Annotated in this window: 13 protein-coding genes and 1 pseudogene; 8 read left to right on the plus strand and 6 right to left on the minus strand. The window is 69.3% G+C overall.

The window, feature by feature from the left end:
• Position 1: 1 nt before the first annotated feature.
• The 3 genes from ACFWN1_RS09970 to ACFWN1_RS09980 all read right to left on the minus strand — a co-directional run bounded on the left by ACFWN1_RS09970 (position 2) and on the right by ACFWN1_RS09980 (position 3,286).
• Positions 2-1,606 carry an ATP-binding protein gene (locus ACFWN1_RS09970; RefSeq protein WP_384359618.1) on the minus strand — a complete coding sequence of 535 codons (1,605 nt, stop codon included), beginning with the start codon at positions 1,604-1,606 and terminating at the stop codon, positions 2-4.
• A complete protein-coding gene (locus tag ACFWN1_RS09975) occupies positions 1,603-2,343 on the minus strand; it encodes a response regulator transcription factor (protein ID WP_384359619.1) in 741 nt (246 codons plus the stop codon). The genes ACFWN1_RS09970 and ACFWN1_RS09975 overlap by 4 nt, the downstream gene beginning before the upstream one ends.
• Positions 2,344-2,416: 73 nt before the next feature.
• Positions 2,417-3,286: a DUF2797 domain-containing protein gene (locus ACFWN1_RS09980; protein ID WP_384359620.1), complete on the minus strand. Its 870-nt coding sequence runs from the start codon at positions 3,284-3,286 to the stop codon at positions 2,417-2,419.
• Between the two features lie 550 nt (positions 3,287-3,836).
• On the opposite strand from ACFWN1_RS09980, the gene ACFWN1_RS09985 reads away from it, so the two are divergent.
• Positions 3,837-4,049, plus strand: coding sequence for a DUF4287 domain-containing protein (locus tag ACFWN1_RS09985; RefSeq protein WP_384359621.1), 213 nt, complete (start codon positions 3,837-3,839; stop codon positions 4,047-4,049).
• A 493-nt stretch (positions 4,050-4,542) separates the two neighbouring features.
• Here the strand turns inward: ACFWN1_RS09985 and ACFWN1_RS09990 are convergent, their stop codons facing one another.
• A complete protein-coding gene (locus ACFWN1_RS09990; RefSeq protein ID WP_384359622.1) occupies positions 4,543-4,722 on the minus strand; it encodes a hypothetical protein in 180 nt (59 codons plus the stop codon).
• Positions 4,719-5,135 (minus strand): ATP-binding protein, encoded by a 417-nt coding sequence (locus ACFWN1_RS09995; protein ID WP_384359623.1) that lies wholly within the window; start codon positions 5,133-5,135, stop codon positions 4,719-4,721. Before ACFWN1_RS09995 ends, ACFWN1_RS09990 begins: the two co-directional genes overlap by 4 nt.
• A 132-nt stretch (positions 5,136-5,267) precedes the next feature.
• Here ACFWN1_RS09995 and ACFWN1_RS10000 point away from each other — a divergent pair, with 132 nt between their 5' ends.
• On the plus strand, positions 5,268-6,389 hold the full coding sequence (locus tag ACFWN1_RS10000) for a helix-turn-helix domain-containing protein (protein ID WP_384359624.1): 1,122 nt from the start codon (positions 5,268-5,270) through the stop codon (positions 6,387-6,389).
• A 611-nt stretch (positions 6,390-7,000) separates the two neighbouring features.
• Complete coding sequence (locus tag ACFWN1_RS10005) at positions 7,001-7,141, plus strand: hypothetical protein (RefSeq protein ID WP_384359625.1); 141 nt, start codon at positions 7,001-7,003, stop codon at positions 7,139-7,141.
• A 530-nt stretch (positions 7,142-7,671) separates the two neighbouring features.
• Here the strand turns inward: ACFWN1_RS10005 and ACFWN1_RS10010 are convergent.
• Positions 7,672-7,845 carry a UTRA domain-containing protein gene (locus ACFWN1_RS10010; RefSeq protein WP_384359626.1) on the minus strand — a complete coding sequence of 58 codons (174 nt, stop codon included), beginning with the start codon at positions 7,843-7,845 and terminating at the stop codon, positions 7,672-7,674.
• 39 nt (positions 7,846-7,884) lie between these two features.
• Between ACFWN1_RS10010 and ACFWN1_RS10015 the strand changes: the two are divergent.
• From ACFWN1_RS10015 to ACFWN1_RS10035, 5 genes and pseudogenes are all read left to right on the plus strand, one after another.
• Positions 7,885-8,220: pseudogene (locus ACFWN1_RS10015) on the plus strand (tyrosine-type recombinase/integrase); the annotation flags it as partial.
• 568 nt (positions 8,221-8,788) lie between these two features.
• Positions 8,789-9,031, plus strand: coding sequence for a hypothetical protein (locus ACFWN1_RS10020; protein WP_384359627.1), 243 nt, complete (start codon positions 8,789-8,791; stop codon positions 9,029-9,031).
• 4 nt (positions 9,032-9,035) lie between these two features.
• Complete coding sequence (locus ACFWN1_RS10025; RefSeq protein WP_384359628.1) at positions 9,036-9,548, plus strand: DUF6879 family protein; 513 nt, start codon at positions 9,036-9,038, stop codon at positions 9,546-9,548.
• A gap of 6 nt (positions 9,549-9,554) precedes the next feature.
• Entirely contained in the window at positions 9,555-10,403 is an 849-nt protein-coding gene (locus ACFWN1_RS10030) for a helix-turn-helix domain-containing protein (RefSeq protein WP_384359629.1), read from the plus strand.
• Between the two features lie 90 nt (positions 10,404-10,493).
• Positions 10,494-10,688 carry a hypothetical protein gene (locus ACFWN1_RS10035; protein ID WP_384359630.1) on the plus strand — a complete coding sequence of 65 codons (195 nt, stop codon included), beginning with the start codon at positions 10,494-10,496 and terminating at the stop codon, positions 10,686-10,688.
• Positions 10,689-11,480: the final 792 nt, after the last annotated feature.

Genomic DNA, 11,480 nt, shown 5'->3' on the forward strand with positions numbered 1-11,480 from the left:
CTCAACTCCCCTGTCGCGCCCGTGTGGTGACGCTGTGGTCCGGCTGTGAGCGCGGCTCCGGCCCGGCCGCGGGCAGCGTCACGGTGAACACGGTCCGCCCCGGCCGGCTCTCCACCGCCACGGTGCCGCCGTGCGCGCTGACGACGGCCCGCACGATGGCGAGGCCGAGCCCGGTGGAGCCGGTGGCACGGGTACGGGCGGAGTCGCCGCGCGCGAACCGCTCGAAGACGTGGGGCAGCAGCGCGGCCGGGATGCCCGGCCCGTCGTCCTCGACCTGTACGCACATCCGGTCGCCCCGCCCGCGCACCCGCGCGGTCACCGTGGTGCCCGGCGGGGTGTGGCTGCGGGCGTTGCCCAGCAGGTTGACCAGGATCTGCTGGAGCCGGGCCGGGTCGGCGGTCACCGGCGCCGGTTCGTCGGGCAGGTCGAGCCGCCAGGTGTGGTCCAGGCCGGCCGCGCGGGCGTCGCTGACGGTGTCCACGACCAGCGGGACCAGGTCGGTGCGGCCGAACTGGAGCGGGCGGCCCGCGTCCAGCCGGGCCAGCAGCAGCAGGTCCTCCACCAGCAGGGTCATCCGGGCCGCCTCGGACTCGATCCGGCTCAGCGCGTGCCGGGTGTCCGGGCCGACCCGCTCCCCGCCCCGCCGGGTCAGCTCGGCGTAGCCGCGTATCGAGGCGAGCGGGGTGCGCAGCTCGTGGCTGGCGTCGGCGACGAAACGCCGGACCCGGGTCTCGCTCTCCTGGCGGGCGTGCAGGGCGCCGTGGACGTGGTCAAGCATCCGGTTCAGGGCGGCGCCGACCCGGCCGACCTCGGTGTGCGGGTCGCACTCGGAGTCGGGGACGCGCTCACTGAGGTTCACCTCGCCCGAGTGCAGGGGGAGTTCGGAGACCCGGGTGGCGGTGCGGGCGACCCGGCGCAGCGGGCGGGTGGCCACGCCGACGATGACCGTCCCGGCCAGCGAGGCCGCGATCAGCCCGGCCACGGTGACACAGACCTCGACCAGCACCAGGGTGTCGACGACGCCGTCCACGTCGGCGGTGGGCAGGGCGACGTAGTACCGGTCGGCGCTGTCCCGGCCCCCCGCGTACCGGACGAGGTAGTCGCCGAGGCCGGGCAGGTGCGCGGTGTGGGCGCCGTCGTCGCGCGGGACGGCGGTGAGGGCGTCGCTCTGGGCCCGGGTCAGCCGGGTGGCGCGCATCGGGGTGAAGACGCCGCGCCCGTCGTTCTGTTCCTCGGACACTGCGGCGGACACGATCGCGCCTCCCCTCACGTACGCGGCGACGGTCCGCTTCGGCGCGGGCCCCTTGGTGAGCAGCGCGGCGACCTTCTGGGCCGGGGTCGCGGTCTCCAGGGCCCCGGCCGCGCCGGTGTCGAGGCCGGGCGGTCCGGGAAGCAGACGCGGGTGGCCGGCGGCACGCCGGGCGACCTCGGTGACCTTGCCGTCGAGCTGCTCGTACAGGTGCGCGTGCAGGGCCAGCGTGGTGACCGTGCCGATCACCGCGCCCACCACGGCGATCAGTGCCACGGACGCGACGACGAGCCGGGCCCGCAGGGTGCGCGGCCGCCCGAGCAGGCGCGGGCGGCCACCGGGACGCCGTGCGGTCACGACACGGCGGGCTTGATCAGGTACCCCGCTCCCCGCCGGGTGTGGATCATCGGCTCGCGGCCCGCGTCGATCTTCCGGCGCAGATAGGAGATGTACAGCTCCACCACGTTCGCCTGCCCGCCGAAGTCGTACGACCAGACCCGGTCCAGTATCTGCGCCTTGCTCAGCACCCGGCGCGGGTTGCGCATCAGGAAGCGGAGCAGCTCGAACTCGGTGGCGGTCAGATGGATGGACTCCCCGCCCCGCCAGACCTCGTGGCTGTCCTCGTCCAGGCTGAGATCGCCGACGACCAGTACGGAGTCCGGGCGCTTGTCGGTGGCGCCGGAGCGCCGGATCAGCCCGCGCAGCCGGGCCACGACCTCCTCCAGGCTGAACGGCTTGGTCACATAGTCGTCCCCGCCCGCCGTGAGCCCGGCGATCCGGTCCTCCACCGCGTCCTTGGCGGTGAGGAACAGCACGGGCACGTCCGGCAGTTCACGGCGCAGCCGGCTCAGCACGGTCAGCCCGTCCATGTCCGGCAGCATCATGTCCAGGACCACGGCGTCGGGGCGGAACTCACGGGCCGAACGCAGCGCGCCCTGCCCGTCCCCCGCGCTCCTCAACTGCCAGCCCTCGTACCGGAGCGCCATGCTCAGCAGTTCGGTGATCGACAGCTCGTCGTCCACCACCAGCACCCGGACGGGGCTCCCGTCCGGCCTCAGCAGTTCGGTACGCCCCTGGGGCGAGGTCGTGGTCATGGTGAGACCTTGCCGCCACCCTCTGAGAGGAGACTTGCGGCAGTCTGTGATTTGGCTGAGAAACGGGCGGGGGTCAGAAGAGGCCGTCCTGCCGGGCGCCGAAGTCCTTCACGGGGACGGTGATTTCGCGCTCCGCCTGAATCGGGGTCAGCTCCCAGCCGGGGAGCAGACGGGTGTCGAGCACGAGTACCCCGGCGGGTCCGGCCAGGTGCAGATCGGGCCCGGCGGCGGCGACGAGTTCCCCGGCGACCCGCCCTCCGGGCACCAGCTCGGTCACGGCGCCGGTGGCGGGTCCGGCGTGCGGGAGATTGAAGTCGGCCATGTGGTCGGTCACTTGGCAGGTCTCCCGTTCGAGCGACCCAGGCCAGTTCCCCAGGTCGACGGCCCGCGCGTGCAACTCCCGCACCTCCGCCGCCCGCTCCTCGGGACCGGCAGGCAGAGAAGCCCGTACGGCGCGCTTCTCGGCGTACGGAATCCGGTCCGGGACGCCCAGCGCGGCCCGCAGCAGCTCCTCGGTGCGCCGGGCCGCCATCAGCGGTCCGGTGCCGAGCCAGCTGAAACAGACGGCACCCTGTTCCAGCAGCCGCGCCGACCCGCGCTCGACGCCGGTGATGCCGACCTTGACCAGACCGGGTCCGAACCACGCCAGGTAGACGCGGTACGGGCGGGGGTCGTCGGCGATCGTGTCGGCGGCGACCGAGTGCGCACGGTCCAGCCGGGCGCACTCCTCGCAACGGGCGCCGGTGCCGCGGGCGGGCACGGGGGTGCGGGTGGGGCAGGCGTGACCGCGCGCGCCGACGCAGCGCCGTGTTCCGGCGTCGAGGACACCGAAGGCGATCCGCTTCCCCCACGTCAACGCGCTGCGCCGCCCGCCGGACCACACCAGCGCGGGGCCCTCGGGGGACCAGCGCAGCCCCGTACATGTCCACATCTGTGCTGCCATCACTCGTGAGGGTAGGAGATGCCACTGACACCGCCTGTCCGGCTGTGGGGGCCGGTACGGTGCGTGAAGAGCCCGAAGCCGCATCCTCTGAGTGCGACTTCGGGCTCTGGCTGAGTCCGCGCGCCGAGCCGCTCCTCGCTGGAACCGCCGGCTGGAGGCGAGGCGGAGGGCGAGGCGGAAGCCGCCCCTCAGCCGCTCCGAGGCCACACGAGGCAAGCACCCACACCAGTCCGACGCCTCATCCCAGCCCCTCCCCCGAAGTCCAAGCACTGGGCCTGCGGACGTTCCCCCCCTTGGCGCCCCGGAGATCCTCACCCGCGCGAGTAGATGTGATCCAGCACACATCCACATCAGCGGTGACCTTGCTCCTCGCCGTCCGTCATACAGGCGACCACGACGAGGCGAGGAAGGCGGCGCCGCGAGGACCGACACACTCACCGCGCCCCGCCACGCCCCCTCCGCCACGCGGTGGCCCGTGGCCGGCACCTTCGGCGGCCAGCACTCACCTCTCGACCCGACCAAGCTCGTCACGACACGAAACGAGGCCACCATGACCGACTCCGTGAAGGGTCCTGCCAGTTACTTCCCCTCCATCGAGAAGAAGTACGGCCGTCCGATCGCCGACTGGAAGAACCTCATCCGCACCTCCCCGCTCACCAAGCACATGGAGCTGGTCAACTGGCTCAAGGCCGAGCACGCTCTCGGCCACGGCCACGCCAACGCCCTCGTCGCACACACCCTCGCCGAGCAGGCCGGAAGGTGACCAGGAGGGAAGGTGACCAGGAGTGCCGACCGGCCCCGAGCGGGCGAGCATCGTGGACGGCTGGCTGAAGACCGGCGACGTCGGCGCCCTCTCCCCCGACGGCCTCCTATAGCGGCTGCTGCGTTCGCCCTCCTGCCACTCCGGTGAGGAGGTGGTCCGGATGCTGAGCCGTCCCGCGCCGACGAACCGACCGACAACAACGGCAAGGCCCTGAGTCCCGGCGACATCACCGCCGCAGTCGAGCTCGCCACGACAACCGCAGAGGTCGCATCCCCTGGCCATACAGGGCCTGGTAGCCGAACCAAGCCAGGGCCATACAGGACATCAGGCGGTCGCCGGATCTCCTGAAGCGCGAGTCCATGCGCACTCCCGAGTCAGGTACGCCCGTGAGCTGGGCCGCCAGAGGGTGGCATGGACCTGCTCACATACCGCGAGCACCACTCTCCCCAGCTCCCGTCCCGTCCGCCGTCGACTGATGAGGCAGAGCAGCACTTCAGGTCTGCTCGTCATGATCCGGCTCGTCCCCCTCGGGGCCATCATCTGGGGTCAGGTCGCCTGTGTCGGAGGCCGAGGTCGTACTGATGCGCAGGCAGCCGTCCGTGCCGAACATCTCGATCAACTGAGACAAGTGGGCGCGGGCCGCGCTGCGCATAGGGGTCTCGCCGGTATTCACCCGCGCCCCTCCAGCTCCGCCCACACGACCTTCCCCCAGCGTCGTTCGTCCGTGCCCCAGTTCGTTGCGAGCGCAGCGATGAGGGTCAGGCCGCGGCCGTTCTCATCGTTGGCCGTCGGTGTGCGTGGCTCGGGCAGAGTGCCGGAGAAGTCCGTGACGGATACGCGGACCGTGTCGGAGGCGGCGCGCTCCACAGTCACACGGATGGAGTCCCGTTGGGCGTGCTGTACGGCGTTGGCAACCAACTCGGAGATGACCAGGGCCGCGTCGTCGGTCAGATGGGACAGGTCCCATGTGGTGAGGGCGGTGCGGGCTAAGCGTCGGGCGAGTGCGGCGCTCTCGGGTTGGCGGGGGAGCGTCTCGGTATAGCCGGGGTGGCCGGTTCGGCGAGGGCGAGTGTTCGGTTGGGGCATCAGGGGCCGCCTTCTCTGATCGGGCGCATGGTCTGCGATCAGGTAAGCGGGGTCCTCGTTCGAGGGGAGTGGCCGCGAAGGGGGCCAAGGGAGGGGCCTGCGGACGTAGCTTGGGAGGGAGGAGGGGTGACCATGGACGAGCGGGCACGACGTGCGCAGTTCGGCGGCTACTTGGTGGAACTGAGGAAGCGTGCCCGCCTCTCCCAGCGTGATATGGCCACGCGTTTATGCGCCGCGTCCGGCATCACCACCCTTACCCGCCATGAGGTCTCCCGGTGGGAGCGCGGGGGTCGCATCCCGGATGCGTGGCTGACTTCGCTCGCGCAGGTGCTCGACGTGCCCTTGGACGAACTGGCTGGCCAGGCCGAGCGGGCGCGGAGTGGCTTCGTACCGGATGCCCGTCGGGAGCCGGATGCCTATGTGAGGGATGCCGTCGGCTGGCTGCTTGCCCATGACGACCGCCATGGTGGGGATCATGTGGCCGACGCGGCCGTGCAGGTCTGGGAGAGCGAGAGGGGGCGGATCGAGGGGGAGGACAAGCAACACCTCGCCCAGGTGGCCGAGATCGGGGAAGTGGCCGGCTGGCTGCTGCACGACGCCGGCCGATTCTGCGAGGCCCGTGCCACCCTCGCCGAGGCGCACACCCTGGCCCGGCTCGCTGGGGACGCTCCGCTGGAGTGGTTCATCCTGGATCTCATCGCCATGGTCGACGTGCATACAGGCCGCGTCGGAGAAGCTCTCGCGATCACGGACGAGTTGCTGACCGGGCGCCAAGTGCCTGGACGCGTGGCGCTCATGGCCCGAGTTCGCCGTGCCCGCAGTCTCGCCCAGGTCGGGGACCGGACCCGCGCCCTCAGCGAGTTGGAGCGGGCCGCCGGGGGCCTCCAGGACTCCGTGCATGCCGACGACCCCGCGTTCACCTGGTGGATCAACGCCACCGAAGTCGAGCTGCACACCGGTGAGGCCCTGCTGAGCCTCGGGGACCCGCGGGCCGCGCTGCCGCACCTCCAGCGGAGTTCCGATGCCTCCCGTGACGGGGGACGGCGGGAGTTCGGAAATGTCCTCGCGGAGCTGACCGCACTGGTCCGGCTCGGGGCATGGCGGGAGGCCGAGGCCCCGATGGTCCGGCTAGGTCCGATCCTGCGGACGGTGACCTCGTCCCGGACTCGCGTCCGGCTCCGGTCCACTCTGGGGGCCGTCGACCGGGACGGCCCGACCTGGCTCGCAGATACCGCGCACGAGGTCGTCCGCTAGGCATGTGCACCGCAAACGCAAGAGGCCCCAATTTCTCCGGGGCCCCTTTACTGTGCACGCGGCTACTGTGCACTCGGCACGATTCGAACCTGCAACCTTCTGATCCGTAGCTCTAACCAGATCGCTCAGGGACGGTCATACCAGCCTGTACGATGCTCCGGAGAGTCGGTAGCAGACATGGGCTGTTGCTGTGGTTGCGGTACTGCGCTGCTGTACAGCTGTCCCTATCGGATTGCCGTGATTACCGCAGCAACACCGATAAGGAAAGTTCCCGCGCCCGCCATAATTGAGCTCAACGCGCTAACAACGGGCCTGGGCGTTCCACTAGGCTCACGCCGGGTAGGGGTGCCGGGTTTTTCCATGTCGCTCCTTCCTAACGCTCTCTATGAGTTGCGTTCGAAGCCCCGTCCGGGTCTGGCCAGACAATGCGGGCGGGGCTCTTTATGGCCACGGAACGTACCAGCTATCCCTTAGCGCAGAGAGCCGCACAAGCATGTTTTGGCTGGCGTAAGCGCTACACGACGAGGCTGACGGACCGCCTGGACAGCAAAACTGCGCAGGGCTCCCAACTGCACGTTTGGCGCTCGGGCATATGACAAAAGGCGGACTGGGTGCTCCGTGAGCCGGACTGGGTGCTCCGTGAGCCGGACTGGGTGCTCCTTGAGCCGGACTGGGTGCTCCGTGAGCCGGACTGGGTGCTCCTTGAGCCGGACTGGACCGCCAAAAAGAGCACTCCATATCGGTACATATAGAACGTTCACAAATCGGCGAATGGCTCGAACTGTGTGGTGCTTGAGGAGTCCCACCACTCCGCACCTACCACTCACCTCAGCTTCCGTCCCGTCCGCCGTCGACCCACACACCGTGGAGCGGGCGTGGTTCAGGGCGTCAAGGTGGAGCGCGCCACTGTACGAACGACCTTGACGGCCTGGGCCGCGGCTGCTCGACTCTGCCTGGGTCGGCGGTGGACGGGATGGAAGCTCACGCGCACGCCACAACGTGCCCGCGGTCGGCGATGGCGCCCCCTCTCCCCCGGTGCCGGCCGATCCCCCACCGGAGGCATGCCCTGACCGTGGCTGTGCTGCATGGTGATCAGCCCGTCGCCCGGCCCATCCACGCGTGGACGCGCGTCGGCGTCGGCAGCATCGAGCGGGCCGAAGGCGGGAGCGCGGGCGCAGCCAGAGCCGGGAAGCGCGCCGGGCGGAGCGGAGCGCAGCCGGACTTGATGAGGTAGAGAAACCCGTAACTCGGGGGCTGCTGGGCAGCTCAGGCGCCGAGCGGCTTACTGGAGGTCGTACTCTGCGGCGAGCACGCGACCGGGCCCCATGTAGTCCCGCGCGTACTCGGTGATCTGGCCGTTCTGGTCCCAGTAGTGATTGGCCATGCTCAGCACGGGAGTGCCGGGAGCCAGCTCCAGCAACGGCGCCACGTCCTCCGGAAGCTCCTCGATCGACACAGAGTCGCGGCGCTGACCGCACGTCGGCCCGTCCCGTCGCAGACCGGGGACCGCAAGGCGGCTGGGGAACTCTGGTAGGGAACGCATGATCTGGTCTTCACCACGAAGTACGGCACCCCGATCGAACCGGGCAACCTGACGCGCATGTTCGCCCTGCGGGCCCGCCGAGCCGGCCTCCGCGTGATCCCGCTGCGGAACACCCGGCACACGTGCAGCTCGCTCCTCGTCGCGCTCAAGGTGCACCCGAAGGTGGCCCAGCGCGTCCTGCGGCACTCGCAGATCGCCATGACGATGGAGGTCTACGCTGAAGCGGACGAGGAAGAGGTGGGGGCCGCGATCGGCAAGCTGTCCGACGCGATGGGAAGCGCCGGATAGAGCGATTGCTGTACTTCGCTGCTGTACGCCAGTGAAACGCAAGAGGCCCCGGAATGATCCAGGGCCTCTTACCTGTGTGCACTCGGCAGGATTCGAACCTGCAACCTTCTGATCCGTAGGATCGGGCAGCCCAACATGATGAACGTCGGCGGCCTGGAAGTGTGCCGGTCAAAGTTGTCGTTCGTGAGTGTCTGTGTGACGTCGTTGCCGTCAAGGCTGCCGTCACACCGCGCGGCGGTCCCGCGGTCGAAGTCACGTGACTGGCGCAAAAGGGTGACGCAACTGAACGTCTCGCCGCTACGCTGTCAACAAAATTGTGCACCAATGCGACTACGGTCCCGTCTCGCCTGGAACCGTTAATCCCTTCGGTTCATCTGACGCGCTCGACGCACTACGCGTTATCTCCGAGACCGTTCAAGCAATTGATCCCTACTGCGAATGACAGCCTAGTTGTCTTCTAGTTGGACTGAACTAGCGTCACTTGGCCGAACAGGCGCTCTTGACGGTCCACTTCGGCCAGGCGATGGTCACGCAATCAGCTGCAATCGGATCGACGCGGGGAGAGGTCATGCGCTTGCGTTTCCTGGGGATCATTCCGAACACCCCGGACACGGACTCACCAACGATCTGGCTCGACGAGGAGTCCGGCGACCTGCTGATCCAGTCGTACACGGCCACCGAGAACGAGGTGAAGGCGTGCCAGGAGATCGGATCGATCTCCGGGCACTCCACGGCCGTGCCGGACCACGAGACGATCATCCGGCTTCCGAAGGTCATGCGGCAGTTCCTGCCGCCTCACGACAGCGAGTAGAGCGATGACGAACCCCGTGCTGGAGGGGCTGGCCAAGGCCCGGCACTCGGCCGTGCACCTGGAGATGCGGGACGCCTACCAGCCGAGCGACCCGGAGTTCATCGCGTGGCAGGGCGGCAAGCGCCTGGACCCGTCCGATCGCTCCTCCTGGTGGCGGCCGTTCCTCGACGTGGTGAGGGAGACGACGGAGCGCGGGGTCGAGATGCGCCGTGCGCGGATCGTCTCGGAACCCGTCACGGACTACATCCGGTACGAGCACGACGTGACGTTCCCCAACGTCGCGGCCGGCGAGCTGGTCCGCTGGCTGCCGAGGAGGGAGGCGGCCGACATCCCGCTCCCGGGAACCGACCTGTGGATGTTCGACGGGTCGGCGGTGCTGTTCACGTACTTCTCCGGAATCGGGGAGGTGGTCGACCGTGAGTGGCGGAGCGAGAAAGCGGTCGTAGAGCTGGTGATGCGGGCGTTCGAGACGGTGTGGGAACGCGCCACCCCGCACGAGGAGTACAAGCCGGTCTGACGCGTCATGGCTGCTTCTGGATCATCGAGTGTTCAGCAGGCCCGGCAGGTTCTTGCCGACCGTCTCCGTGAGTTGTGCAAGGACGCCGGCCTGGACGGCAAGGATCTCGCCGCGGCCTGCGGATGGCACCCCTCGAAGGTGTCGCGGATCTCGACGGCGAAGACCGCCCCGTCGGCGGAGGACATCCGCGCCTGGTGTCAAGCGTGTGGAGCCGAAGACCAGACGGAAGACCTGATCGCCTCTCTCCGGGCGGTCGAAGGCATGTGGGTGTCGTGGCGCCGCATGGAGCGGGCAGGACTGCGTCGCGCGCAAGAGGCCCGGCTGCCGCTGTACGAACGCACCCGCTGGTTCCGCACGTACTCCCCAGGGCTCGTACCTGGCCTGCTCCAGACGTACGGGTACACCGAGAACGTGCTGCGCGCCGTCCAGAAGCGACGCGTGCAGGTCGATGACGTCGCCGATGCCGTAGCCGCCCGCATGGAGCGGCAGCGCGTCCTCCACGAAGGACAACGGCGCTTCGCCTTCCTGATGGAGGAATCCGTACTCCGCAATGGTCTTGGCGATGCGGACACGCAAGCCGAGCAGCTCGATCACCTGCTGACCGTCGCTGCCTTGCCGAACATCAGTATCGGCGTGGTCCCTACAGCGCTGAGCCGTCTCCGGATGCCGGTCGAGGGCTTCTGGATCTTCGACAGAGCGCAGGTCAATGTGGAACTGGCGTCGGGGTATCTCACGATCACGCAACCCAGCGAAGTCGCCATGTACGCCGATACGTTCGCCGCGTTGGCAGGCATGGCGGCGTACGGGTCGGCCGCTCGTGGACTGATCGGTAAGGCCCGAGACGTCCTTGGGTAGTTGACGCGCAATCGCCCGCAATCGCCTACAGGTTTCGGAGCCGTGGTTTCTAGCGTGGTTGTCATCGACTCACGCGAGGGGACAGCGGACATGGCCACCAACGCACAGACCGGTGAGATCAGGGACGAGTACACTACCTATCCGCCGTCGGGAAGTCGCTGTTCCGACTGCGGCTGGGAGTTCGCCTTCCTCGTTCCCGCGCGCAGGGCCGAGCAGGAACGCGGGACCGGCTCGCCCCTCGTGCAGTACCGGCACTTCAAGTGCCCCGAGGTGGAGGCACGGTGATCCCTCTCGACCGGTACAAGGGTGCACGTGCGGAAGCCGATCACCTCGCCGGCTTGCTGCGTGCCGCTCTCATCCGCGCTGGTGTGTCCGACGCCGAAGCGTCCCAGGTCCGTCCTCGAGTTCTCGGCTCGGGGCGGGCCTGCATCGAGGTAGGAGCGCTTCGGCTGGGTTCGGTCGTCAAGCTGCTGGACTCGCTACCCCTTGCCGTCGCCGACACGGGACCGCCGCCGGCCCTTCGCCCCGACTGCACTGGCTGAGGCTCAGGAGGCGCGCGGCAACAGCCCCGTCCTGGACGTGCCTCGTCGGGCAGGGCTTCTGCGTGCCCTCGCGTTACCCGGGGTGGAGACCGGCACGAGCGGCTTTGGCCGGTGTACTGCCCGGCTGGGGATCGGGCATGATCAGGGGGCCGTACGCTGGCCCGGCAACTCGGGCAGGCTGTGGACCTGCCCGTAATCAGCAAGAGTGGCCCCGTGGCCTTGCCTGACGAGGGGCCCGGCCGGGGAGGTGGCTCAAGCCGCGGAACCCCCTCCTCGACCACCGGCGGGCCTTCGCGCTCAGCAACGGGCATGCCGTCGGGGCTGAGCGCAGCGCTTGATGCCCGGCCGACAGGTAGCGGCTGCGCGGCTCGGACGATCGGCAAACGCCCGGTGGGGACGCCAGGTCGGCTCGCCTCTCCGGCCAAGTCCGTTGGTCCGGTGCGAGTTGCGCCAGTTGCCCCCTGGCCTCCGCGTTCCCGCCTCATCCCTTCGGCGCGCTGAGCGGGTGGGAGCCGCCGGAGCGGTGGTGGAGACA

Source organism: Streptomyces sp. NPDC058459 (genome assembly GCF_042721685.1).
Lineage (GTDB): Bacteria > Actinomycetota > Actinomycetes > Streptomycetales > Streptomycetaceae > Streptomyces.